General features: G+C 63.2%; 26 protein-coding genes and 1 pseudogene. 9 read left to right on the forward strand and 18 right to left on the reverse strand.

What is annotated here, in order from left to right; all coding sequences use genetic code 11:
* Window positions 1–251: 251 nt before the first annotated feature.
* Window positions 252–407, forward strand: a pseudogene (locus tag ACFWZ1_RS14880) (HupB); the annotation flags it as partial.
* Window positions 408–484: 77 nt separating this feature from the next.
* Here the strand turns inward: ACFWZ1_RS14880 and ACFWZ1_RS14885 are convergent.
* The gene (locus tag ACFWZ1_RS14885; RefSeq protein WP_439667010.1) at window positions 485–1,078 is read right to left on the reverse strand and encodes an OmpH family outer membrane protein; all 594 of its coding nucleotides are present in this window, start codon (window positions 1,076–1,078) and stop codon (window positions 485–487) included.
* Between the two features lie 334 nt (window positions 1,079–1,412).
* On the opposite strand from ACFWZ1_RS14885, the gene ACFWZ1_RS14890 reads away from it, so the two are divergent.
* The gene (locus tag ACFWZ1_RS14890; protein ID WP_439667011.1) at window positions 1,413–2,279 is read left to right on the forward strand and encodes a class I SAM-dependent methyltransferase; all 867 of its coding nucleotides are present in this window, start codon (window positions 1,413–1,415) and stop codon (window positions 2,277–2,279) included.
* A 165-nt stretch (window positions 2,280–2,444) separates the two neighbouring features.
* Window positions 2,445–3,341 carry a hypothetical protein gene (locus ACFWZ1_RS14895; RefSeq protein WP_439667012.1) on the forward strand — a complete coding sequence of 299 codons (897 nt, stop codon included), beginning with the start codon at window positions 2,445–2,447 and terminating at the stop codon, window positions 3,339–3,341.
* Between the two features lie 79 nt (window positions 3,342–3,420).
* Here the strand turns inward: ACFWZ1_RS14895 and ACFWZ1_RS14900 are convergent, their stop codons facing one another.
* From ACFWZ1_RS14900 to ACFWZ1_RS14915, 4 genes are all read right to left on the reverse strand, one after another.
* Complete coding sequence (locus ACFWZ1_RS14900; protein WP_231321661.1) at window positions 3,421–3,843, reverse strand: DUF3465 domain-containing protein; 423 nt, start codon at window positions 3,841–3,843, stop codon at window positions 3,421–3,423.
* Window positions 3,844–3,902: 59 nt separating this feature from the next.
* The gene (locus ACFWZ1_RS14905; RefSeq protein ID WP_439667013.1) at window positions 3,903–4,421 is read right to left on the reverse strand and encodes a PH domain-containing protein; all 519 of its coding nucleotides are present in this window, start codon (window positions 4,419–4,421) and stop codon (window positions 3,903–3,905) included.
* A 171-nt stretch (window positions 4,422–4,592) separates the two neighbouring features.
* Window positions 4,593–5,093: a hypothetical protein gene (locus ACFWZ1_RS14910; protein WP_439667014.1), complete on the reverse strand. Its 501-nt coding sequence runs from the start codon at window positions 5,091–5,093 to the stop codon at window positions 4,593–4,595.
* Window positions 5,094–5,148: 55 nt separating this feature from the next.
* Window positions 5,149–5,964, reverse strand: coding sequence for a hypothetical protein (locus ACFWZ1_RS14915; protein ID WP_439667015.1), 816 nt, complete (start codon window positions 5,962–5,964; stop codon window positions 5,149–5,151).
* A 155-nt stretch (window positions 5,965–6,119) separates the two neighbouring features.
* Between ACFWZ1_RS14915 and ACFWZ1_RS14920 the strand changes: the two genes are divergently transcribed.
* Window positions 6,120–6,368 carry a hypothetical protein gene (locus ACFWZ1_RS14920; protein ID WP_231321668.1) on the forward strand — a complete coding sequence of 83 codons (249 nt, stop codon included), beginning with the start codon at window positions 6,120–6,122 and terminating at the stop codon, window positions 6,366–6,368.
* A gap of 88 nt (window positions 6,369–6,456) precedes the next feature.
* Here ACFWZ1_RS14920 and ACFWZ1_RS14925 read toward each other — a convergent pair whose 3' ends face one another.
* Together ACFWZ1_RS14925 and ACFWZ1_RS14930 are read right to left on the reverse strand one after the other, a co-directional pair.
* Window positions 6,457–7,710, reverse strand: coding sequence for an MFS transporter (locus ACFWZ1_RS14925; RefSeq protein ID WP_439667016.1), 1,254 nt, complete (start codon window positions 7,708–7,710; stop codon window positions 6,457–6,459).
* Window positions 7,711–7,868: 158 nt separating this feature from the next.
* Window positions 7,869–8,411 carry a DinB family protein gene (locus ACFWZ1_RS14930; RefSeq protein ID WP_439667017.1) on the reverse strand — a complete coding sequence of 181 codons (543 nt, stop codon included), beginning with the start codon at window positions 8,409–8,411 and terminating at the stop codon, window positions 7,869–7,871.
* Window positions 8,412–8,606: 195 nt separating this feature from the next.
* Here ACFWZ1_RS14930 and ACFWZ1_RS14935 point away from each other — a divergent pair, with 195 nt between their 5' ends.
* From ACFWZ1_RS14935 to ACFWZ1_RS14945, 3 genes are all read left to right on the forward strand, one after another.
* The gene (locus ACFWZ1_RS14935) at window positions 8,607–9,968 is read left to right on the forward strand and encodes a glycoside hydrolase family 2 (RefSeq protein ID WP_439667018.1); all 1,362 of its coding nucleotides are present in this window, start codon (window positions 8,607–8,609) and stop codon (window positions 9,966–9,968) included.
* 147 nt (window positions 9,969–10,115) lie between these two features.
* A complete protein-coding gene (locus ACFWZ1_RS14940; RefSeq protein WP_231321674.1) occupies window positions 10,116–10,310 on the forward strand; it encodes a hypothetical protein in 195 nt (64 codons plus the stop codon).
* Between the two features lie 408 nt (window positions 10,311–10,718).
* A complete protein-coding gene (locus ACFWZ1_RS14945; protein WP_439667019.1) occupies window positions 10,719–11,636 on the forward strand; it encodes an NADP-dependent oxidoreductase in 918 nt (305 codons plus the stop codon).
* A 70-nt stretch (window positions 11,637–11,706) separates the two neighbouring features.
* Here ACFWZ1_RS14945 and ACFWZ1_RS14950 read toward each other — a convergent pair whose 3' ends face one another.
* Together ACFWZ1_RS14950 and ACFWZ1_RS14955 are read right to left on the reverse strand one after the other, a co-directional pair.
* Window positions 11,707–11,922 carry a CPBP family glutamic-type intramembrane protease gene (locus tag ACFWZ1_RS14950; protein WP_439667020.1) on the reverse strand — a complete coding sequence of 72 codons (216 nt, stop codon included), beginning with the start codon at window positions 11,920–11,922 and terminating at the stop codon, window positions 11,707–11,709.
* Window positions 11,895–12,323 carry a hypothetical protein gene (locus ACFWZ1_RS14955; protein WP_439667021.1) on the reverse strand — a complete coding sequence of 143 codons (429 nt, stop codon included), beginning with the start codon at window positions 12,321–12,323 and terminating at the stop codon, window positions 11,895–11,897. Before ACFWZ1_RS14955 ends, ACFWZ1_RS14950 begins: the two co-directional genes overlap by 28 nt.
* 764 nt (window positions 12,324–13,087) lie before the next feature.
* Between ACFWZ1_RS14955 and ACFWZ1_RS14960 the strand changes: the two genes are divergently transcribed.
* Window positions 13,088–14,872, forward strand: coding sequence for a peptide-N4-asparagine amidase (locus ACFWZ1_RS14960; protein WP_439667022.1), 1,785 nt, complete (start codon window positions 13,088–13,090; stop codon window positions 14,870–14,872).
* An 81-nt stretch (window positions 14,873–14,953) separates the two neighbouring features.
* On the opposite strand, the gene ACFWZ1_RS14965 is transcribed toward ACFWZ1_RS14960, so the two are convergent.
* From ACFWZ1_RS14965 to ACFWZ1_RS14980, 4 genes are all read right to left on the reverse strand, one after another.
* Window positions 14,954–15,157, reverse strand: a complete 204-nt coding sequence (locus tag ACFWZ1_RS14965; RefSeq protein WP_439667023.1) for a hypothetical protein — start codon at window positions 15,155–15,157, stop codon at window positions 14,954–14,956.
* Window positions 15,158–15,326: 169 nt separating this feature from the next.
* Window positions 15,327–15,710 carry a VOC family protein gene (locus tag ACFWZ1_RS14970; RefSeq protein WP_439667024.1) on the reverse strand — a complete coding sequence of 128 codons (384 nt, stop codon included), beginning with the start codon at window positions 15,708–15,710 and terminating at the stop codon, window positions 15,327–15,329.
* 169 nt (window positions 15,711–15,879) lie between these two features.
* Window positions 15,880–16,773, reverse strand: coding sequence for an acyltransferase (locus ACFWZ1_RS14975; RefSeq protein ID WP_439667025.1), 894 nt, complete (start codon window positions 16,771–16,773; stop codon window positions 15,880–15,882).
* Between the two features lie 181 nt (window positions 16,774–16,954).
* Complete coding sequence (locus ACFWZ1_RS14980; RefSeq protein WP_439667026.1) at window positions 16,955–17,608, reverse strand: glutathione S-transferase family protein; 654 nt, start codon at window positions 17,606–17,608, stop codon at window positions 16,955–16,957.
* A gap of 111 nt (window positions 17,609–17,719) precedes the next feature.
* Here ACFWZ1_RS14980 and ACFWZ1_RS14985 point away from each other — a divergent pair, with 111 nt between their 5' ends.
* On the forward strand, window positions 17,720–18,307 hold the full coding sequence (locus ACFWZ1_RS14985; protein WP_439667027.1) for a TetR/AcrR family transcriptional regulator: 588 nt from the start codon (window positions 17,720–17,722) through the stop codon (window positions 18,305–18,307).
* Window positions 18,308–18,922: 615 nt separating this feature from the next.
* On the opposite strand, the gene ACFWZ1_RS14990 is transcribed toward ACFWZ1_RS14985, so the two are convergent.
* The 5 genes from ACFWZ1_RS14990 to ACFWZ1_RS15010 all read right to left on the reverse strand — a co-directional run bounded on the left by ACFWZ1_RS14990 (window position 18,923) and on the right by ACFWZ1_RS15010 (window position 23,373).
* Window positions 18,923–19,576 (reverse strand): hypothetical protein, encoded by a 654-nt coding sequence (locus tag ACFWZ1_RS14990; RefSeq protein WP_439667028.1) that lies wholly within the window; start codon window positions 19,574–19,576, stop codon window positions 18,923–18,925.
* A 1,039-nt stretch (window positions 19,577–20,615) separates the two neighbouring features.
* Window positions 20,616–20,939 carry a hypothetical protein gene (locus ACFWZ1_RS14995; protein ID WP_439667029.1) on the reverse strand — a complete coding sequence of 108 codons (324 nt, stop codon included), beginning with the start codon at window positions 20,937–20,939 and terminating at the stop codon, window positions 20,616–20,618.
* Between the two features lie 107 nt (window positions 20,940–21,046).
* Entirely contained in the window at window positions 21,047–21,616 is a 570-nt protein-coding gene (locus ACFWZ1_RS15000; RefSeq protein WP_439667030.1) for a Swt1 family HEPN domain-containing protein, read from the reverse strand.
* Window positions 21,613–22,254 (reverse strand): DUF5343 domain-containing protein, encoded by a 642-nt coding sequence (locus ACFWZ1_RS15005; RefSeq protein WP_439667031.1) that lies wholly within the window; start codon window positions 22,252–22,254, stop codon window positions 21,613–21,615. The genes ACFWZ1_RS15000 and ACFWZ1_RS15005 overlap by 4 nt, the downstream gene beginning before the upstream one ends.
* 156 nt (window positions 22,255–22,410) lie before the next feature.
* Complete coding sequence (locus tag ACFWZ1_RS15010) at window positions 22,411–23,373, reverse strand: hypothetical protein (protein WP_439667032.1); 963 nt, start codon at window positions 23,371–23,373, stop codon at window positions 22,411–22,413.
* Window positions 23,374–23,387 lie beyond the last annotated feature (14 nt).

A 23,387-nucleotide genomic window follows, 5' to 3' on the forward strand; every position in this document is an offset into this window, starting at 1 on the left:
CATCGGGAGGGAAGCGAAACACTCTAACACCGCGTGCGCACTCCACCGACCGCGCCCGGCCCCCGATGGCTTGGCCATTCCAGGCTCCTGCGCTGGCAACGGCAGAGCCCACCGGTGGGCTTCAGCCACGGGCATATGGCGGCTGTGCCGGCGTGCGATGCCGGTCTTTACGTGACCGTGGTTGACTGGCGACCTCGCGTTAACCGCGCAACCGCTAGCGTCGAAGCCCAGCCAGCCACGGGAGCCATGCCATGTCCAAGGGCGACAAGTCCTCCTACACCGACAAGCAGAAGCGCGAAGCGCACCACATCGAGCAGAGCGAAAAGAAGGAAGGCAAGTCCAAGGAGACTGCCGAGCGCATCGCCTGGGCAACGGTGAACAAACAGGACGGCGGCGGCAAGAAGTCCTGACCGCCGCGTAGAAAATGAACCTACTGCCGCGGGCCCGTCCGGACCGGACGAGCCCTGCGGTCGCAGCCGGGCGCTTACTTGCCGGCGTTGGCGGGCAGCGGCTCCAGGTTGAAGCTGATCGTGGTGATCTTGCGATCCAGGCCCTGCACCACGCCCGGGGTCAGGTCGTTGGTCATGTTGCCGCCCAGCACCGAGTCACGATCCAGCAGCAGTCCGCAGTTGTGGCTCTTGTAGACGTCGGCGACGATCGGTTCGGCCTCCTGGCCGATGCGCTGCATGGCCTTGGAGCGGGTCAGCTGGATGCGCTGGTCGAGTTCGCCTGCCTGGCCACGGAACGTCTGCACGCGCTGCTGCAGCGCCTCGCCCTGCTGCTTGCGGTCCGCATCGCTCAGCGACTGGGCCTTCTGCTGGAAGCTCTTCAGGTCGGTATCGAGCGGCTTGCGCTGATTTTCCAGTTGGGTCCGCGCCTGCTCCGCCAATTGCCCCAGCCGCTGGCTCGCCGCCTGGCCTACCTTGGACTGCGCGAAGACCGCCTCACGCGAGAGCATGCACACCCCCGCGACGGCGTTGCCGCCCAGGTCCGCGGCATGCGCGGAGGATACGGGAAGGGTCGAAAGGCCGGCCACGGCGACCAGCGAGGCGGCAAGGAACGAACGGGAAAGGTTCATGTCGGGCAGTCCGGTGTTTGGGTAATGGTCCGTGGACCCCGCGGGCACACGGCAGTTCCCCAGCATAGCGGAGCCGCGTTCGGCCCCGACATCGGAAAAACCGGTAGCCCGCGGCGGGTGCACCCTGCTGTTCAGCGGGGCGAGCCGGGTGCCCGCCGCGACCAACGGCCGGGGCGCGCGGGGCGAGCAGGTAACCGGTGGAAGCAGTGAGCGTCCCTTGCCTGCCTTCTTCCGGGTAGGCATGCCGTCGCAGCGTTCGCCTCTTGACCTCAAGTTGACTTGAATTGGCACAGTGGGCCACCGCCTCTTGCAGGCCAGCACCGGGACACGACCCATGCACATCGCACCGCAGCAGCCGGAGGGTGGACAGTCGGCACTCTGGAACGGGCCGGCCGGCCGCGCCTGGGTGGCCATGCAGGAGGTTCTCGACCGGATGTTCGAGCCGTTCGCGCAGGTCCTTCTGGAAGCCGCCGCGCGTGAACCGGTGCGACAGGTGCTCGACGTTGGCTGCGGCGCGGGTGGTACGACGCTGGCGCTGGCCGACTCCCTGGGATCACGCGGAGACTGCCTTGGCATCGACGTCTCCGAACCCTTGGTCGCCCTGGCCCGCGCGCGGGTCCGCGACGCCGGGGCGCCAGTCCGTTTCATCTGCGCCGACGCCCAGACCCATGCGTTCGCACCGGAGCGCTTCGATCTGGTCGTCTCGCGCTTTGGCGTCATGTTCTTCGGCGACCCGGTCGGTGCCTTCTCGAACCTGCGCCGCGCGGCGCGCGACGGCGCGGCCCTGCGCTTCGTCGCTTGGCGCAGCCCCTTGGAGAACCCCTTCATGACCGCCGCCGAACGCGCCGTGGCACAGCTGCTTCCGCCATCGGCCGCGCCTGCGCCAAACGCGCCCGGCCAGTTCGCTTTCGCGGACGGCGCGCGGGTGCATGCGATCCTGGCGCAGAGCGGCTGGATCGATGTCGAAATCCGCCGCCTCGATCGCGATTGCACTTTCGCCGAACGGGACCTTCTCCCCTATCTCACGCAGATGGGTCCGCTCGGTCGCGCCCTGCCCGGGCTGGAGGCATCCACGCGGGCGCGCGTCATCGAGGCAGCCCGCGCCGCGGTCGAGCCGTACGTGCACGGGCCCGACGTGCGCTTTACCGCCGCCTGCTGGCAGGTCGACGCACGCGCATCTTCCGTTCGCAAGCACACCTGACGGGTCCTGCTCCATCCGCGCGTCAGGAACCCGGGCCGCGTCAGCGCCACCGTTTGGGTCGAAGCGATGCCGGCCGGTTGCTCCCCGACACCCGGCTTTCTTGCGGATGTCGCAGCCCACTATGCTCGCGTTGCACGGCGCGGGGGCGCCGACAAGGGGATCATCATGGCGACTCGTTCCAAGGGACCGGGAGCCGGCTTTGGCTGGCTGACGCGGGGCATCGATGTGGCACGCCGCCACCCGCGGCCGCTGTTGGGTGGTGCCGGCCTGCTGCTGGTGGCCTGCCTGCTGCCTTCGCTGGCCACGCTGCCGTTCCAGTTTCATGCCATGCAGCCCGGCGCGCAGCCCAACCCGGTCGTGTTCGGCGGCCTGATGTTGTTCTCGATGCTGCTGGGCCTGCTGGTGGTGCCGCTCTATGCCGGATACCTGCAGGTGATCGATGCCGCCGAGCGCGGGCAGCGGCCCCGCGCGCGCGACATCTTCAAACCCTACGCGCAAGGCCAGGCGCCGCGGCTGATCGGCTATGCACTGGTACTGATGGTGGTCTTCGTTGCGCTGTTTGCGCTGGTGCTGCTGGCGGCGGGCGGTGGCCTCGTGGGCTGGTACATGCAGGCGATAGCCGCACAGGCCAATCACCTGCCACCGCCGGGCTTGCCGGCCGGCTTCATGAGCACTTTCGCGCTGCTCATGGTGCTCTGGCTGTTCCTGATGGGTTTCTACGCGATCAGCCTTGGCCAGGTCTCGCTGGGCAACCGCAGCGTGCTCGGCTCGATCGGCGACGGGGTGACGGGCGCGCTCAAGAACGTGCTGCCGCTGCTGGTGTTCGCGTTGAGCCTGACGCTGGTCTGGATCGTGGCGACGATCGCCCTCGTGCTGCTGGTGCTTGTGGTGGGGTTGCTCGCCAAGCTTGTCGGCATGTGGCTGGTGTTCGTCCTGGCCATTCCGCTCTACATCCTGATGGTGCTGGCGATGTACGCGGTCATGTTCGGCGTGATGTATCACCTCTGGCGCGACGTCTGCGGCGACGATGCCGCCGCCGGGCTGGCGCCGGCAGCCATCTGACGAAGCGATCGCGCATGCAGCAGGAAGGCGGCCCTTGGCCGCCTTCTTTTTTTGTGACTCCCGGACGACGCTGCGGCGTTTACTGGAACGTCTGGCCCGCGTGCCTGAGCCATCCCGCCACGTGGCGGCCCGACGGATCGCGATGCGTCCAGTGCACCACGCCGCCCTTGGGATTGGACTGGTACTCGCCGTAGTACTCGACCGTGTCGCCCACTTCCAGGCCGGTCACGCGAGGCGCCAGGTCGATGTTGTGCGCAACCAGCAGGGTCTGGCCCGAAGGCAACCGCAGGATGAAACGCTGGTGCCGGCTACCGTCCTCGTCGTCGGGAAGGATCCGCGTGACGGTGCCGCTCCCGCGCACCTGCGTGTCGTCGGCGACAACGCCCTGCTGGCCCTCGGCCGATGGTGCGACGGTGACCGCCCGGTCCGTTCCGCCGTCGAAACGCTGGTAGCCCGCGACTGCGACCACCACCAGCGCCAGCACGCCCAACAGCTTCCTCATCGATGCCGCCCCTTTCGTTGCTTCCATCGTCCGGGCGATCGCCAGCCCGGGACCCCGCGCTACATCTGTTCCATCGGCAACACGCGCCGGCGGGTGCGCTCGCGCAGCGAACATTCGCGCAACGTGTCGGCCATGGCTTCCAGGCCCGCGATGCCATAGAGATCGACCACGGGCATCTCCGGGTCGGAGGAGTGCAGCTGCACCCTGCAAAGCCCGACAAGGCGCATGCCGAGCGGCTTGATGACGTCGAAATGGTCCACGCGGAACAGCTCCACGTTGTCCTGCGCCTTGGAGAGCAGCCCGCGCTCGACCCGCACCCGCTGGGTGGTGATGGTGAAAGTCAGGCTGAGGCTGCGCACCCAGTAGAACAACAGGGCGATGCCGAGCGTGCAGACCGCCACGACGTACTGCCCGAAGGTGTAGATCACCCTGGGGTGGCCGCTGAACAATGTCTGCTCCTCGCTGGCCTCGTGTGCCGCGACGTAGGCATCCAGATCCGTGCCGCAATAGCGGCATTTGCGCGCCGCCGCCTGGATCAGCTCGGCACACGCCGGGCAGCGCTTCAGTTCTTCGCTCATGAGCCAGTTTCCCGTTGGACCGTCGCGGTCGCCGGGGCGATGTTAGCGCTGATCACGCGTGGAGCGACGCGCCGGAGAAAAGTCCGGCGCGCGTCTGGCCGGTCGGTCCCGCCGGGATCGGAGTCCATGGGATTCCGTCCCGGCGGGATCGTGCTGCCATCGGTTCGCGCGTTATTGCGCCAGGTAGGCGCGCACCCGCGGTTCGTTGAGGAGCTTCATCACGCTCTCGGCAATGCAGCCGTTGAGGTCCTGCGCAAGGAGGCCGCTGGTGTGGGGCACCGTCATCGTCACCACTTCGCCGTTGCCCAGACGCGCCTCGAAGCTCAGGTGGCTGTTCCAGTGGAAGCCCGCGTATTTGCTGAGCAGCGAATTGACCTTCAGCTCGATGGACTTGGCGGAACCGTCGGCGGGAATCGAGGCCTTCGCGATTTCCTTGGTCGTCTGCTGCACCATGACCTCGGTGATCGAGTGCAGGTCCGAGCTCAGCTTGGAACCGCTGTACGAATAGACGATCACCGGCCCGGTCCGCGACTGGGCATTGGTCACGTGGACCTCGCCATGCACGGGCATGGGAGCAATAAGGCCATCGCGCAGCGGGTATTCCGTGGGCGTGAACTTCACGGTGCCGCAGCCGGACAGGAGCAGGACGGCCAAAAGCAACAGGTAACGCATGGTTTTCCCCCAGTTTGATGTGAGCTTGCGGTGCTATGCCCGCTTGGCGTTCTGCCTAGCGGCTGGCGAGGGTCGCGTCTTCCACCGGCAGCGAATACACGGTGCTCCACTGCGGCTGGCCGGTGGCGAAGCCGATCCGGCCGGCGCCCGCGTCGAAGCCGTAGCCGTTGAGCGGGATCTCGGTGCGTGGCGTCACGAACGACGAGCGCAGCACCTTCTTCTGCATGGGATGGAAGGTACCGGCGACGTCGGTGGCGAACGTCGTCGCCGTCCACGCAAAGCCTTCGCGGACATCGGCCGACAGGCGTTCCACCTGCGACGGCTCGAGCCCCTTGGCCAGCTGCTCGGTGGTGTAGACGTCCGGCGCCTCGTACACGTACTTGCGCGACCACGCCCTGCTGCCCTGCTTGCCCTGCACATGCAGCAGCGCGGCAAAGCGCACATGCGTCTCGTCGACCTTCTCCACCAGCAGCATCGGCGAAACCACGGGCGCGCCCGCGCCGCCATCGAAGGGCAGGCCCTGGATGCCGGATGCGGCATCGGCAAACAGGCGATTGGCGTCGACCGGGAGCTTGCCCTGCAACGCGGTCACATCATGCGCGGTCTGCTTCTTGATGGCCGCGACGTTCGCCGCCACGCCCAAGGGACCGAGCAACAGGCCGACCGCTACACCACCACCGCCCTGGTTCTGCATGTAGAGGATCGTGTGGCCGGCATCGAGGAAGCCGTGCATGTGATCCAGTTCCACCGGATAGGGCCCCTTCGCGAACGCGTGTCCCATACCCAATCCCTGTGCCGGCTGGTAGGGCTGCAACGTCACGCAGCCGGCCAGCGTGGCGAGGCAAAGCCCCACCCCCATCTTCTTCAACATCTCCTGCCCCCTGTCAAAATCCGTTTGTCTGCGGCGCTTCCGTTGCGGAAGCACCGTCGTGCATCGTGCCGCCGCCGATCGTTCTACGCAACGCCTTCACGCCGATACGGTGCAACCTGAGCTGCCCTGGTCCTTGCGTCCTTACGCTGCCCGTCATGCTCCAACTCAACCCGCCATTGCCGCTGGACACGCCCAAGGGCGAAGGTCTTGCCCACATCCTGATCGACTACGGTCCCGAGTCCGACCTTTACTGGACGGTATTCATCAACGCCACCGGCGAGATCTGGACGTTCGCCAACCGGGACGTACGCGCCAGCAAGAACATCACGCTGGGCCGCACCCATCCGCAATCGCCCAAAGGGGAACCGCGCGCCACGGTGCCCGTGCGCCCGATCGCGGGATGACTCAAGCGGAACGCGGGATGTTCGCAGTCGCCCGGCCTGCACGGGCGTCGACCGCGTTACCACGGTGCTCCGCCGACCCGCCGCGAACTCACGGGGGTGGCGAACCCGTCGTCGCCTGTTCCGGGCGATCTTCACCGGTATGGAGCTCAAGCGCACTGGCGCCCGTGTTCACCATCGGCACGAAGTTGTCGTCCGGGGTCACTTCGCGCTTGCGGTGGACGAAGCGGTGGAACGCATAAGCGGCCAGCGTTCCATCGAGGATGGCGAACCAGACGAACAGCAGCTTCGGCCCGAGGAGGCTCATGAGCGAACCGGCCAGCAAGGGCCCGAGCGCCGAGCCGATCCCGTTGACCAGCAGCACCGTGCTGGACGCCGTCAGCAGCTCGTCGCGGTGGACGTAATCGACCAGGTGCGCCACGGCGATCGGATACAAGGTGAGGCTCATGCCGCCGAAGGCGAAGATCACGACCATCGCCGCCACGCCCCCGGGGTTGGACAGCAACAGGTTGGTCAGCGCCGCCAGAGCGGCCACCGCGCTGATCAGCGAGAGCGCCAGGCGTCGATCGATGCGATCGGAAAAGCGGCCCAGCGGCCATTGCAGCACCACGCCGCCGGCAATGCCCACGCTCACGTAGGTGCCGATGCCCGCGGGGGCCAAACCACGGGCCGCGGCGTACACCGGCAACAAGCCCCAGAACGCGCCCAGCGCAAGGCCGGACAGCAGCGCGCTGACCAGCGCGGTAGGCGCCAACCGGAACAGGTGCCCGATCCGCACCCGGGGCACCGAGCGGATGTGCGGCTGCGGCTGGCGGCTCGTCACCACCGGCAGGCTGGCCGCGCAGAACAGGATCGCCACCACGCAGAACAGCACGAACCCGTCACCCTGGATGCGCAGGAGCTGCTGCGCGGCGGCGCTCGCGCCCAGGTTCACCATCATGTAGATGGCGAACACCGAGCTGCGGTGCGCCGGATCGGCCGACACGTTCAACCAGCTCTCGATGATCGCGTACAGGCCCACCAGCAGCAGCCCCTGCAGCACGCGAAGCACCACCCACACGCCGTACGCCGGATCGAGCGCCTGCACCAGCACCACCAGCGTCACCAGCGCCGTGCAGAACGCGAAGGTGCGGATGTGACCGATGCGATGGGTAAGCCGCGGCACGGTGTAGGTGCCGACCAGGAATCCGGAGTAATAGGCCGACGTGAGCACGCCGATCATCGCCACCGAAAAGCCGAGCGTCCGTCCCTCCAGCGCGATATGCGAATGAAGCAGGCCGACGCCCATCAGCAGGAATACGGTGCTCAACAGCAGCGGCGTGGAGGTGCGAAGGCTGGTCAGCATGGATGGGCGGCGAGGCGGGCGAAAAGGCATCCTACCGCTCCAGCCTGCCGCGCTCCGTGACGGGCCGCGACGCACGCCGGCCAGCAGTGATCACCGCCACCGCTCGAGGCTGCGGACGCTGCGCGGCATATGCATGGCGCAGCCTCCGGGGATCCAGCTCAGGCCGCGGACCAGTCCGGGATCAGCACCGACAGGTCGGTGACTCCGACATCGACGCCACGCTGGCTGAAGAGCGTGGTCACCTGTCCACGGTGGTGCGTCTGGTGATTGAAGACATGGCGCAGCACCAGCCCGGCTTCCCGCGTGAAGGACTCGCCCGCGCTGTTCACGTAGCGCATCGGCCTTGCATATGTGGTCTCGGTGGCCTCGTGGGTGAACGCGACAAGCACGCCGTCCATCGCCTCGCGGTCCAAGCGCAGCCGCGCAAAGTCGGGAAAGGTGATGCCGCGGACCAGTGCCGGCAAGGGTGCATGCCGGAGCGGCTCCAGCGACACCAGCTCCGGAAAGTTCGCGGCAAAGCGGCCCAACCAGTGCGTGTCGGCCGCCAGGATGTGGTCGAGCGTGGCAAGGATCGAACCGAAGAACGCACCGCGGTCGGCCTGCAGTTCCGCCTCGTCCAGGGACGATGCAGCCGTGTACAGCCGCTCGTTCATCCACTGGTTGTAGCGGGCCATCAGCTGGAAATCGCGTGCAAGTGACATGGGGAACCTGTTCCCGGGCCTGGGGCCCGGAGCAAAGGCATCGACCTTACCCGGGCGCACGGGTTGGCACAAAGCAACTTCGGTCCAGGGCACCGGCACGGACGCGGCTGGCACGGCCTCGGTTGAACACCGGCCAACGTCTACTGCAATCTCGCCCATGTTTGCGTGCTTCCACCACTCCGACGGGATCCCTGGATGACGAGCAACGGATTTTCCCCGGCCCCGCCACGGGTCGATGCCACGCAGCGCAAGCGGGTCATCGCCATTCTCGTGGCGACGCTGGTGACATGGATCGCCGTCATCGCCGACCTGAAAACCGGCGGCCGCCCCGATCCCGGGCCGCTGCGCGCCGCCTCCACCCTGCTCGACGGCCCGTGGCGGTTCCATACCGGCGATGACCTGCGCTGGGCCGCCGCCGACACGGACGACAGCGGCTGGAAGACGATCGACCTGACTGCCCTGCTGGGCAGCCACGACGGCGACGTGGGTCTGCCCGATTACGTGGGCGGGTGGATGGCGCACGGCCATCCCGGCTACCACGGCTATGCCTGGTATCGGCGGGAGGTAACGGTGCCCGCCGACGCGACGGGGTGGGAGATCCTCGGGCCGACCCTGGTCGAGGATGGCTACGAGCTGTACTGGAACGGCCGGCTGCTCGGCGGCTCGGGGCGGCTCGGGCCGGACCCGCGTCTGGTCGGCACGCGGCCGCTGCGGTTCGCCCTTCCTGCCGACGCCGCAGGCAGCCGGGGCGTGCTCGCCATCCGCGCCTACATGCGCCCCGACTCCGGCGCCAGCGCGGACGGCGGCGGCATGCATACGCCGCCCCTACTGGCGCCAAGACCGGTGGCGGATGCGCTGCACCGCGCGCAATGGCGGCGGACCGTCGCCGGTTACATCGTCGATGCGGTCGAGCCGGCCGCCATGCTGGCGGTGATCGGCCTGGCGCTTGCGTACGGGCGCCGCAGTGGCCGCAAGGGTTTCCTCGTCTTTGCCTGCCTTGCACTGGCGCTCACCGCAGTCAGGCGGCTCGACAATGCCATCGTCTCCTGGACCGACCTGCAGGACCTGGACACCTATGCGTGGCTGGCGTCGGTCATGTGGGTACCGACGATCGCCGTCTGGGTGCTGGCCTGGAACCGTTGGTGCCTGCGGCCGTGGCGCAGCATCGATGGCGTGGCGATCGTGCTGGCGGTGGCCGGGATCATCGGCGCGCTCACCCATTCGGCGGGCTGGACGAGCGTGTGCCGACTTGGCTCACTCGCGCTGTTCGTCGTGATCGGCGCGCGCATCGTTCGCACCGGTCCGATGCGCGCCCTCGCGGCCCTCACGCTGGCATCGGTCGTGGCCGCACAATTCGGCGCGGAGCTGCTCGATACGATCGGCGTGCCGGGCATCTGGTTCCCGTTCGGCATCGGCGTGTCGCGGACGCAGTACATCTATGCGATCGCCGTTCCGCTGCTGGCCGTCCTGGTCGCGCGGACCGTGCTTCCCCGCGAAACACGATGCCCGGCCGCGCGGCAGGAAGGGCAAATCGTCACGCCCGGTGCCGGTCCGTGAAACGCGCTCCAGCTCCGTTTCCGTCACTCCCCTGCCGGCATGGAATACACGGGGCAGTCGGATCGGACGCACTGACCCTGTTGTGCTTGCTGCCCTTCGCGGACCGCGCGCACCATGGCGCACCGAACCTGCATGGGGCGATGGCACATGAGCACCCATAGATGCGACCGGTACACCGAGCGCGGGCCCTACATCGCCTGGCTCTGCAAGATCGACGACGGCGAGTACACGATCACCGTGCAGATTGCAGAACGTCCACCGGAGAGCGCCGACGAATTCTTCGCGACCGAGGAGCAGGCCCTTCAGGCGGCCGACGTGCTCGCTCACCGGCTGCAGCAGTAGGCAGGCCTGGCGCGTTACGGCTTCTTCCGCCAGGCGACGACGCGCCTGGCTTTTCAAACCTCGCGAGTCGAACGGACCCGTCAGCTGCCGTCCGGTTTCCAACGCCCAGTGCTGCTTCCATTCGTTCCGGCGATTCCACGGATAGTCCATCGCCGCGATCGAAACGGCTTCGACGTAGGCGACCACTTCCTGGGTCGGCAGCGCCTTGCAGCGGAAGTGCAGGCGGGCGCTGTGCTTGCGGACGTCCAGGTTGTGGCTGTGCCGGCAGTGCTGCGCCAAGCGTTGCCGCAAAGTGGACTTTCCAAAGTGCAGCATCCTGACCCCCGCTTTCGGCACGGGACCATGTTCATCGGCACCGGGCAGGAGGGGCACCCACGCTGTCCCCGCCATTGCGCAGGAGAGAACCCGATGAAAGCCATCATCGTGACCGATCCGGCGGCCGGAAAGGCCGGAATGACACTGTCCGAGCGGCCCGAGCCCACGGCAGCCATCAACGACGTCATCGTTCGCATCCATGCGTCGGGATGGGTCGGAACCGAGCTGGAGTGGCCCTCGACCTGGACCGATCGCCGCGGCCGTGACCGAACGCCGTCGATCCCCGGCCACGAGCTGGCCGGCGTGGTGACCGCGCTCGGCTACGGCACGACAGGGCTATCGGTGGGACAACGGGTGCTTGGTCTGGCGGACTGGTACCGCGACGGAACCCTCACCGACTATGTGGCGATCGAGGCCCGCAACCTTGCGCCGATGCCTGACGATGTCGACTTCACGGCGGCGGCGAGCCTGCCGATCTCGGGACTGACCGCATGGCAAGGATTGTTCCAGCACGGACGCCTTGAGGCGGGCCAGCGCGTTCTCGCGCACGGTGCGGCGGGAGCCGTCGGCACGATGGTGACGCAACTCGCGCGCGAAGCCGGCGCCCACGTCATCGGCAGCGGGCGCGCCGCCGACCGCCAGAAGGCGCTCGACTTCGGCGCGCACGAGTTTGTCGATCTGGACAACGACACGCTGGAAGACATCGGTGCCGTCGATCTGGTGTTCGACGTCATCGGTGGTGACATCGGCAAGCGCTCCGCAGGCCTGGTTCGCGCTGGTGGAACGCTGGTGTCCGCTGTCGGCCCGGTCGAAGTCCCGGCCATTGATGGCAAGGCGATCGACTTCGTCGTCGAGGCCGATCGCGCCCAGTTGGATCAGATCGTCCAGCGAGTGCGCGATGGACGACTGAGGACAAACATCGGCAGCAACGCGACCCTCGACGATGCCATCGCCGCGTTCAATTCGACCAGGCGGAGCAACGGGAAGACGGTCATCCACGTTCTTCCGTGAGGACACGAAAAACAGCAGTCAGAGTCGGCGATGAAAGTGCATCCTGACCCCCTTTTTTGAACAGGCATGCCTAGCTCAGATAACCAAGGCGGAGCAGCGTGAACGCGCTCATGTCGGCGCAGGCGTGGAAGCTGATCACGTACCATAGGTTGGCCGGCCAACGGGAGCGCACCCCGCCGGCGAATAGCGCGAACACCAGCGCGTTGGCCACTCCGAAAGCTCCCAGTTGCGCGTGATAAGCGGCGAACGCCAGCACCGTCAGTGTGAGCGCCAGCCCGGATCGCACCCTCCCGGCCGGCAGCCACCGCTGAGCGACCCGTGCACGAAGCCACGAAAAACCAGTTCTTCATAGAAGCCGCCGATCACCCAGGCCAGGGCCAGAGCGATCAAATAGCCGGAGAAGTGCTCGCGCACGAAGGCGAAGTCGGACAGGTCCGGCCGCTCGCCCAGCAGGAGCGCGAGCATGGGGCCGATCACGCTGACATTGACCGCGGCATAGAGCACGCCAAGACACCCGCCCACGGGCAGCGCGCGCACGCCCAGCCCGCGCCAGCGGAAACCCGTATCGGCCCACCGCAGCCCCTGGCCGTGCAGCATCACCGTGCACAAGCCGAGCCCGAACAACGGATAAAGCACCATCGGCACACCCAGATGCGGCGCGACGAGCACGCCGAGCGTGCCGAGCACAACAAGGCTCGTGCTGAGCGAACGGACGGACGATCTGATTGGGACCTCGCGCATGATCGCCGGCGCTCCGCCTTCTCGCCTCAAGTGAACCTGAACCCGTTCGTCTCAGAACCTCACCCTGTTTGATGAGAGGCCGTAACCGGTCTTTCGTAAGGGGTTCTGACCCCGCTACATCTCAGACTCCGTTACCTCATCGAGGCGGCGATTGCCGCGTATTGTCAGAAGTCACTTTTTCATCGCTGCTGCATTTGAACCAAATACGCCTCTCCATCTTGCAAAAAGCTGGGTTTTGGTCCTCTTCATGGACTATCGCGTATTTCCCGCCACATGCCTCGTACATCTTTTTGTAAGCATCCTCTCGGCGCGCGTCGCGAACGCTTTTGGCGCCGGCGTTGCAATAGCTGATCTCCCCGGTGCTGAGAGTCTCGTTAATTGGCGCATAGAGGCTCGTGGAGGGGCCGTGCATGTTCACATTGCTTGCGGAACAACCAGACATTGCGGCAGATAGACAAATTAGGTAGAGCTTCTTCACATTTTCCCCTTCAGGTACATCAGTAGCTATCGCTGGAATTAACGCGGGGCGCGGTACGGGCGCCCGCCTGGACGAGTTTGCCACGCCAACGGAGTCCTCTTCACTTCTGGACGCTCGAGAAAAGCCTGATCCCGTTTTCCGCATGAGTGCGCTAAGCAGACTCAACTACCGATGCGCGATCGTCACAAATCCCCGCGCACGATCGCGCGCGCAGGGGGATCGGGAGATTCTCATGAAGCACACCAAGATCGCCGGCGGCTTCAGCTTGGCCGCCCTGTTCCTGCCTTTTGCGCCGGTAACCGCTTCTCCGCAGACGACAGATCCGGTGCCTGTCGCAAGCGTGGACCCCGTAGTGCCGGCAGCAGCAGGAATCCCTTGCGTGGCTGTGCTGTTCCGCGACCAGGAGCTGTTCCCCAGCACTACCACCGGTCCCGGCTTGAATTTCGCGTACACGCCGCCATCCGGGTGCAGCGGTCCTTGGGCAAAGGTGATTCTGAAGCTTGATCTGTCGGCCGACCGGCACGTCGATACGGAAGCAGCAACGCTACTTCTGGCTGGCAGACCCGTCTTCCAGGGAGGGATGCCCGACTTTCCAGACAGCGCCAGCTGGCATGCCGAGCGAGATCTTACCGATCTCTCCTCTTTTCTGTCGAAACAGCACACGGGCCAGCTGCGTGCTGTACTTCGTGAAGATACTTGGTCCGGAGGCACCCCTTTAATCGGCACGGCGCGCTTGTTTTTCTATCGCAGTTCTCGCACGACTCCCTCACCGCGCGCCGCTGACGCCATTTACCACATCGTGTCAGATCAATCGGCTGGACTCTTGCTCCCGCACAACATCGTGCGCGCTTATCTGGACGTTTATAACGCTGCGCCTTGGTGGTTTACCTGCGTCCCCAATACAGACGCCGCCAGGTGGCCACTAAGGACCGACGCTTCCCCCGGGGACGATCGCAGCTACTCAATGCAGCCGGTAGCACAAGGCTGCACCGGCACCAGTTTTGACGAAGTCCAAGTGAGCGTGGACGGAACGCCTGCGGGCGTTGCACCGTACTTCCCCATGGTTTCTGCCGATTTCAACCCATTCTTCAAAAATACCGTCAACCTACCAGCACCACCCCTTTTAACCCTTAGCGTAACGCCATATAGAGTTGACCTCACCCCCTTCGCGGCTGTCCTAAATGAGGCGGGTGCGCACACCATCTCTTTGAATGGAGGCATGCCTGTGGATGCGCAGCTCCTCCTCTATCAGGATAAGCGTTCGGTTCGCGTTAGCGGTGCTGTGACTTTGAACACCCTGGCAAGCAACAGCATCGCGCCTGTAGTGACGGATACCTTGACAGCCGCGAACGATGTGGTCCAAGGAGACATTACAACTGCCCTTGATCGCCGTTTCGAAATCAAGGGATACGTAAATACATCGCGCGGCAGGATTCACACGGATCTGACACAGGACAGCCATTTCCGGAACGTCCAAAACATGAGGCTCGATGGCATCATATGGCCCTACGTGCGCTTGTATAGCCAGCACGTCACACTGGAGAGTACGACACGGCAGCGCAGCCGACGGACGGTGAATGGATCGGTCCTCAGCGACGACGAACACGTTACCAACTATCCGTTGACGTGGAACTACGACATGAACGCCAAAGCCGCGCCTGGCGAATTTGGCGATCTAATCATGTATCCCACGGAGGGTCAGGTAAGCGTCGATCAAAGGCGGGCGGAAGACTCGACGCAAATCCGCCCAGGTCTGCGGTACGAGAGCCATCTGGCCGATCAATTCACTGGCGTACACGCGCGCGACCTGGATGCCGGCACCGACGATGCTTGGCAGTCGACTGTGGAGCGCCGTTTTTGGGACAATCAAGGAAGTTGCCGTTATGCCTTCCTGGCCACGTCCGGCGGTCACCTAGTTTCCACCGTGCAAGGATCTGGCTGTCCCAACCAGGTAAACACAGTCCGCTGGTTTGCACACCCAGACGGCTCTCCCGACAGCCTAGGATGGGCGCATTGAGCCTTGCTGCAGACCCCATAACGTCGAGGCCCGAACGCGCCAGAAGGGGACCAAGTAGGGAACGGACGGGGTTATCTCGCTTTAATTCTCTCCGCCCCCTTTATTGCCGGAGAAGTGTGCCGTGAAAAGGTGCTCTGACCCCGCTAGCTCGTTGAAACCCGTATCGGCCCACGGCAGCCCCTGGCCGTGCAGCATCACCGTGCACAAGCCGAGCCCGAACAACGGATAAAGCACCATCGGCACACCCAGGTGCGGCGCGACGAGCACGCCGAGCGTGCCGAGCACAACAAGGCTCGTGCTGAGCGAACGGACGGACGATCTGATTGGGACCTCGCGCATGATCGCCGGCGCTCCGCCTTCTCGCCTCAAGTGGACCTGAACCCGTTCGTCTCAGAGCCCCGCTCCGTTTGATGAAAGGCTCTGACCCCGGTCGTTCCGCCTGAGTCGGACAAGCCTAATCCCACCGATTGGCGTTCTTCGGGTAGCCAGGCCGCTGGACCCGGACCACGCAGAAGCGTTGCCCGGTAGGGGCCTGCATGACTACCCAGCGTTCGAGACGCTGCACCACCATGGCTCCCAGCTTCTCCAGACGGGCGACCGCGGCAGGGATGTCATCTGTCTCGATGTCCAGGTGCACGCGGCTCTCGTGCTCCACGCGCTGGCTCTGGACGATAGGTTCGTCAGGCGGGGTTTCAAGCATGCGGTAGTTGCCGCGTGTGCCGGGATGCGACGGGTCAGTGGGGCGACCGAGCGCAGCCGCCCAGAATGCCGCCGCGTCGTCCACGTCGTCCGTCTTGCAGTCGATCAGCACTGCGCAGAGTCGAGAGTAATGCGCCATGGTTTGATTGCCTCCGTCCCGATAGCTGGCCGTTCCCGCCTGATGGGTGAAACTGACCCCGTTAGTTGCAAATCGAATAAAGGGCTCTGACCCCGTTAGTTACGTCAGTTATATCTACCGATGGATTCAGGCAGGCCTGCTAGGTCGCTTGGACGATCGTGTCAATGAGTCAACCCGACCCCGTTTGCTGCTGGATGTCCGCATCCTTCTGCTCCCACAACGCGTTGATCCATGCCTGGAAGCGCTCGCGGAAGGCCGGGTCGTTCTCGTAGTCGCCGCGCAGGGCGGGCTCGATGGAACGCTGGCGCACCTGCACGCGGATGTCGCGGATGCGGCCGGCGATCAAATCCATCATCGATCCGACGCCACCCGAATAGACGATGGTGACGTCCAGGATGGCGTGCAGGCCCTCGCCCATCGCGTCGAGCACAAAGGCGACGCCGCCGGCGCGGGGGCGCAGCAGATGGCGGTACGGAGATCCTTGCGCCTCGTGCTTGGCGCGGGTGAAGCGCGTCCCCTCGACGAAATTCATCACCGAGACCGGCATGTGGCGGAATTTCTCGCAGGCGCGGCGGGTGGTCTCGCGATCCTTGCCGGCCAGCCCGGGGTGCTTCGCCAATTGCTCGCGCGAGTGGCGCTTCATGAAGGGGAAATCCAGCGCCCACCACGCCGGCCCCAGCAGCGGCACCCAGATCAGCTGGCTCTTGAGGAAGAAGCGCAGGAATGGAATGCGGCGGTTGAAGACCTTCTGCAGCACGGGGATGTCCACCCAGCTCTGGTGGTTGCACAGCACCAGATAGTTGCCGTCCGGGCGCAGCCCTTCCAGCCCCTCGATCTGCCAGCGGGTGTGCGTGAACAGATCGAACAGGGCGCCGTTGACCCCGATCCAACTCTCCGCGATCACCACCAGCGCGCGCGACAGCGCCGCGCGCGCGCCCCGCCACGGCAGCACGAGCTTGACCAACGTCAGCGCGAACAGCACCAGCACATGCGCCACGGTGCTGGCGGCAAGCAACAGCAGGGCAAGCGGGACGCGCAACAGCGCAGGTAGCGAGGCGAGCATGAGCGAGGCCGTCGTGGGGCGCTGTAGCGTAACGCGAGGGCGGCGAGGATCGCTCGACCAAAGTCGGGCGGCCGCGGGGCAGCACCCCGGCGGCGCAACGCGAGCAACAGGAAGCAGGGATCGGCGTCGACTTTGAAAAGTGCCCTCCGATCCCTGATCCGCCAGACCCTGTTTCAGGCGTTCAGGCGTTCGCCAGTGCCGGCATCTGCGACGCGTCCGCCTTCGTCGGCCATGGCTCGGCCCAGGCCGGAATCGCCATCAGCCGATCGAGCCAGCGTGTGATGTTCGGATAGGCGTCGAACGGCATCTCTGCCTGGCGCCAATCGCACGCCATGGACGCCAGCTGGAAGTCGGCAATGGTGAGCCGGCCGCATGCCACGAAATCGCGGGAAGCGAGATGACCCTCCAGCACAGGCGCGACCTTGTGCAAGCCCGGCACCGCGGCGGCCAGTTCCGCCCGGTCCGGCTCGCCGATATGGAAAGACGGCTTGATCACGTGCTCGAAATAGAACGGTCCTACCGCGCGCGACCAGTGGTTGTCGTTCCAGGACAGCCAACGCAGTATCTCGATCTGATCGGCCGGCTGCTGCACGGGCCACATGTCCGAGCCGACCTTGGCGCACAGGTAGGCCATGATCGCCGAGGACTCCCATAGCGTGACCTCGCCGTCGACCATGGTCGGCGCTTTGCCGTTGGGATTGAGGGCCAGGTACGACGGCGCCTTCAGGCCGCCCGCCCCAAGGTCGACCTCGATGCAGTCGGCCTCGATGCCCAGATGCTTCGCCAACGCCAGCACGCGACGTGGCGCCTGGGCCCTGATCCAGTAGATCTTCATGCTGTTGCCTCCGGTGGGTGGTTACCGGTGGCCCAGATTACGCATCCGCACAATATGTTAAAGAACATATTTTGCAGTCGCGCTATACCTCGCTGCCGGAGGTTCCACACCATGTCTTACCGCCCCGAACATGCCGTGCAGACACGCGCACGCGTCATCGAGTCCGCGCGCCGCCTGTTCAATCGCCATGGGTTCGAGCAGGTCACCATCGACCAGATCATGGCCGACGCCGGGCTGACGCGCGGCGCGTTCTACCATCACTTCCGGAGCAAGAGCGAACTGTATGCCGCGGCCGTGGCGAGTTTCGCCACCTGCAATCCATTCGCCATCCGGACAGCCGATGACGCGGACAAGCTGCGCGACCCGCGCGCGCTAGCCCGCATGCTGGTGGAGCTCTACCTGAGCGACGAAACGCTGGCGAATATCGACCTGCACTGCCCCCTCTATGCCCTGCCCTCGGACGTGGCGCGCGCGGGGCTGGAGCCGCAGGAGGCCTATACGAGCCTCATCCGGGGCATGGGACACATCTACCGGACCGCGCTCAGGGGCGTTCGCGACGCGCCCCGGCGCGCCGAGGCGATGGTCGCCCTGTGCGTGGGCGGGATGGTGCTGGCACGCACCACCAACGACCCCGAGCTACGCCGGTCGCTTCGCGCCTCGGCACGGCATCAGGCGCTGGCGTTGTTGAGGGTGGAATAGACGCCCGACCGGGCTTTTGAGCGCGCGGCGCCAGCCAACGATGATCATGCAAAAAAAAGAAGCCAAGTCCACTTATGGGCCCATTAATGAACCTGACCCCTTTTTTATATTAATGAACCTGACCCCTTTTTTATATTGGCTTCGATAAGGGACTCTGAACCAGTTAGCTCCTGGGAAAGTGCACTCTTAAAGTGCACTCTGACCCCTGTTTTTGCTTTTAGCGATAATCTTCAGAGCCTCATTAAGCTGGTAGAGCACCCTGGCATGGCGCCTATTCAGCCTCTGGTGCCGTCCCTCCCACTTCTTAGCCTCCTCAAGCTCTTGGAGCAGGATTGCGGCTTTGGCCTTCGCTTCGTCTAGCGCTCGCACGGTCTTCGTGTATCGACCTAGCAGCGACTGGTATGCCTTAACGGTAACTAAGGTATCCGCCATAGTTTGAACGCCCAAGAATAAAATCGCGAACGCGTTTGTTTGAAAGAAGGCCTCGGCTTAATCCGAAAACTAAACAAACGTGTCAGGTTCATTTATGAAAATACAGAAAATGAACCTGACCCCCTTTTCGAAAAACAGGGAGCAGAGCCGGCTCAAAAAAGTGCCCTCTAACCCCTGTTTCCGCTAGCGGATGGCGACGCACCATTGCCGATGAAGCGCGCCATACCGGTCCAGCAACTGACACTCGGTGCTGCGATCACTCATCCATCTGTGTAGATGTTCGGCTTCGACATCGACCTTGAAAACAAGGTCACCACGCGCGGTCCATTCGATCGACCCGGGCGCGCCGCGCAACTGATGCAACAACTCGGGCGCCACCGACCCGTCTGCGCGGCGGATCACCCGGTAGATCGCGCCGGCGCTTTGCCCCATATGAGCCAAGCCAGTGAACACGACCATGCCGAAGGGCATTGGCACGATTCCCTGCACATTGTGTTTCAGCAGCGGGTGGATGGTCCCTTTGGCATCACGGAAAACAAGCTCGCCGCCCCACTCACCCCGGTCGGAACCGAGCAACTGCCCGCCCCAAGCATCCACTACATGATCCGGCGCGACCTCCTCCGTGACCACATGCAGACCCGATTCGCCCAAACCTGAAACCTTCGCGGGGTAACGGAACATCGAAGACGCCCCTCGCGACGATCGTTCCCCCTGCTTAGAAAGCGGGGGAACGGCCGGCCCGGCGACATGCACGACGACACCGGTGCCCAGCACCCACGCAGTACCGACGCAGAGTGCCGCCAACAGTGCCACTCCAACGAACAGGTAGGTCCTCATGCGCCCTCCCTGGATGCTTTCACCAACAAAAGGGGTCAACAAAAGGGGGCAGGTTCATTTCTGAGGCCCATTAAATGAACCTGCCCCCTTTTTCTGTCCCCTTTTATTGCCTGCTCTTTTTCCGCGCCTTGCATCCCGTTCGCGCCTTGCACATCGCCGCGCCCGATCACGCCGCAGTTGGTCGCGCACCACATAAATTGAAGCAATCGCCAAAACCGCAGCGCCCAACAGATTCTCCTGCCAAGGCCTGGGCCATCGTCCGTAAAGCAATGCTAGCAAACTCACTTGCCCCTCCCAAATCAGCAGGAGCCAGGCTAAGCGAACCTGACCCTATTCTTTCCTTAACTGCGACCACCTTAAATGTAGCCACGGGCGACCGTGAAAGTCCCCTTGAGTTGCCGATGAGATCAGCCCCCGTTTGCCCAAGGCAGGTGGGCGGATTTAATTCCCTCCGTCCCCTTGGTTGTGTCCGTCCCCTTATGGGGCGTCAGCCCTTTGCCACGCGGAGAGGCGCTCACCGTCCCTTTATTGGCCGACATTTTCGTCGCCCAGAAAATGAACCTGACCCCTTTTTTTGCACTTGCCCCCCAAAATCAGCAGGAGCCAGGTTAAGCGAACCTGACCCTATTCTTTCCTTAACTGCGACCACCTTAAATGTAGCCACGGGCGAACGTGAAAGTCCCCCTGAGTTGCCGATGAGATCAGCCGCCGTTTGCCCAAGGCAGGTGGGCGGATTTAATTCCCTCCGTCCCCTTGATTGCGTCCGCCCCTTTATAGGGCGCCAGCCCTCTGCCACGCGGAGGGGCGCTCACCGCCCCTTTATTGGCCGACATTTTCGAGGCCCAGAAAATGAACCTGCCCCCTTTTTCTTCGTTGACCGACGTTTTCGAGGCCCAGAAAATGAACCTGACCCCTTTTTGCAGATGCGTGGCCTGGAGACTTCAACGTCTCGTTGCAGTGACACCGGCGGGTTTTCCGGCGCGAAGAACGCTGACTTCTTCGAGAACAGGAACGGGTCAAAGCGAATAAGGGGGCCCGCTCAGGGGGCGACCTGTCCTCCCGCAGTGGCTTCTGCTTCGGCAAAGGCTTCATCCATCGTCAGCCCAGGTCGGATCACGGTAAAGCCATTGTGGCCGCCATCGATCATGCAATGGTGACGGACCTCGCTCGGATCAAGGCCTAGCTTCAGCGCGATGGCCGAGTACACGTACTGGTGGAACGGCGACTGATTCAACTTCCCCTGCTCGTTGACGTATTGCTCGACTTGCTGAATGAGCCTGTTTATCTCGGCCGCCTTGCGGCGCAGATTCTCTTTACCGCCCCTATAGCGCTCGCGAGGAAAGTGCACCGGGTACGAGAGCAAGCACGCCTCCTGATTCAAAATAAATGGATCAAAAAGAAAAGGGGCAGGTGATTTATGGGAACACAGTAAATGATCCCACCCCCTTTTCCCTATAGACCTCTTTTCCCTTAAGGTGCAACCATACGAAACCAGTCTCGCATCACTTGTTTGATGCGCCCAAGCTCCTCGTCAGGAATCGGGGTCATGTGAGCTACTGCGTTCCGCAGGTGCGTTAGGACACGCGCCTGCTGTATTAAGCTCTTGTCGCGCACCACATCAACAAAACTCGGCTTCCAGCACGCATCAATTACACGCAGTAATTGGGGATAGGTCATCAGCGATGACTTATCTCGAGTGCCTAACGCCATCCACGTCTTTGTGTCCTCCGCAGCCTCCAACGCCTCGACCTCTGCGCGGACGTCCGTAGGGAGCTTTTCCCACCATTGGACGGCCGGGTCTTGCGACAAAACATCGATAATGATGTCTCTCAGGTATCGTTCAAACACGAAGAAAAGCTTGAATGCCTCTGCCGCCTGGAGCGCGCTGTGCACCGTGTCTGGCACCACCTCTGAAAGGTCGAATGACTCCGAGATTAGAAGTGAGTGCGAAGGAACCAGATCGATCCGCCGAGATAGAACCCTGTCAGCGCCCTGACCAAGCATCAAAAAGAGCGCTAGCCTCGAATCGTCTAAGCTCACGACAACGATTTCCGAAGCGCATTGAAGATGTTGAGGTACGTCTCTTCTGTTGCGTTGGACGGTAAATGGACCTGGATGTTGTAGTGGAACTCGGGTCTTAGACCCGCACGAACACGGGATGCGCGCTCGCCCTCCCCCGTATCGTCCGCCACCCCCTGGGGTCTGGCGCCCACTTCCCCGGCATCACGCTCTCCGGAGCGGGCCTCCGGCCCGAAATTAGTGACACCAGCGATCTCGACAAGCGTTCGAAAGGTACCAGCAGTTCTGCGAGTAACTTCCTCGTCAGTCCCGGCCACCTGTGCAATAAGTCCCTTTAGTTCATCACCCGATAACTTATGAGCGTTCTCGTTAGCTGAGAAAAGCGGACCAAACGCTCGGCTAATCCCTTGTGCAAGAGTCGTCCCTGCGCGCTGCGGGTTCTTTAGGAGTGCGTAATCCGCGGTTGGTTTTCCTGAGGGATCAATGAGACCAAGCGCCTTCAGGAGAGGAATAAGGGGACGGTCACCACCACTTTTAAGGCCCAGCGTTTCAGCCAGATATGCTTGGGTGAAAGTATCCGGGACCCTAGCAGAGGCCACTTTTTCAAAAAGTGTCTTTATTTTCCCGTAGTTAGGGACATAAGGAAGCGCTGAAGGCATAGACCGATCTCCTGGGTGACGAAACTGCCGACGCTTATGCATGCTTCCGGGTTAACTCTTGAGCGCGAAAGATGCCGTGGACTGAGACTAAATGAGAGGCATATTTTTTTAATTGCGGCGTACCCCCACCGCCGCTTTCGATAACAGTGCACGCTTTTATTGATCGACCTCATCTCTACCGATCATTATCGACCTTGGCGCGTAAACTTCACAAAAAGTCTCCGCGCCAAATTTTATGGCGAGGGCCGCGGCGCTGGCTGCTAACATAGTGATCGCGATATTCGATGAGTTAAAGCAAGCAACGATAGCGGCAGAGATATATCTCTTGTCGTAGACAACAGAAAGACCATTGCTCCACGCCTGATAGATCTCGCTATCCTTGGAGCAAAGAGCTCTCCAAGCGACCCTCTTTAGAGCAGCGGAAGTTTTCCTGCCAAGCTCTTCGTTTTTATCTTCCCTTATAGGAGGTGGAAGAAATTTGCGCTCGGGAGCCGGCAATCGAAGCACATAACTCTGGTGTATCTCTTCTAGATAAGCACGAGCCCGCATAGGTACTGCCTTACCCAGCTCTTCGTAGATCTTGTCCTCGCTCGCTTCACGAACCAAGGTTACGGCTTTATTGTCTACGACGTCCAAGTCTAACGGACGCGCACATTCGTTTCTTAACCCCGCCAAGATTGCCTCGTCTTGAAAGCGTGCCAGGAGCCTTGCGTGGAATTGGCGGCGCCTCCGCTCCGATCTTATATTTCTAACATTGTCCACGGCCTCAGCGAGGAACGGGCGAGCAAGCTCCAAGTTGCCTTCTCGTAAATGGCATATCGCTAATAGAGCTGCAGCTTCTAGATGCACTCTGGTTTTATTGGAGGTTTTATCAAAGACTCCCTTAAAACCCTTCTTTGCAAAATCTACTTCACCCGCCTCTAGTGCGGCTTCGAATAACCAATTTTTTGCTTGCAACAACCGTGTTTCATGACCCGTGGCGCGTAATAGCTTTTGTATTTCTAGCGTCACTTCCTTGGCTTTAGTTACATTCGCCTGAGCCACGCAAGCCCTCAGGCTCGGCTCCAACACAGCCAACCGCTGCTTCTGTACCTGGCTGAGGTTTGCAGAATCCTTCATGTCCGTTCCTAAAA

Origin of the sequence: Frateuria sp. GZRe14, assembly GCF_051900395.1 — a bacterium.
In the GTDB taxonomy this organism is placed as follows: Bacteria; Pseudomonadota; Gammaproteobacteria; order Xanthomonadales; family Rhodanobacteraceae; genus Frateuria_A; species Frateuria_A edaphi.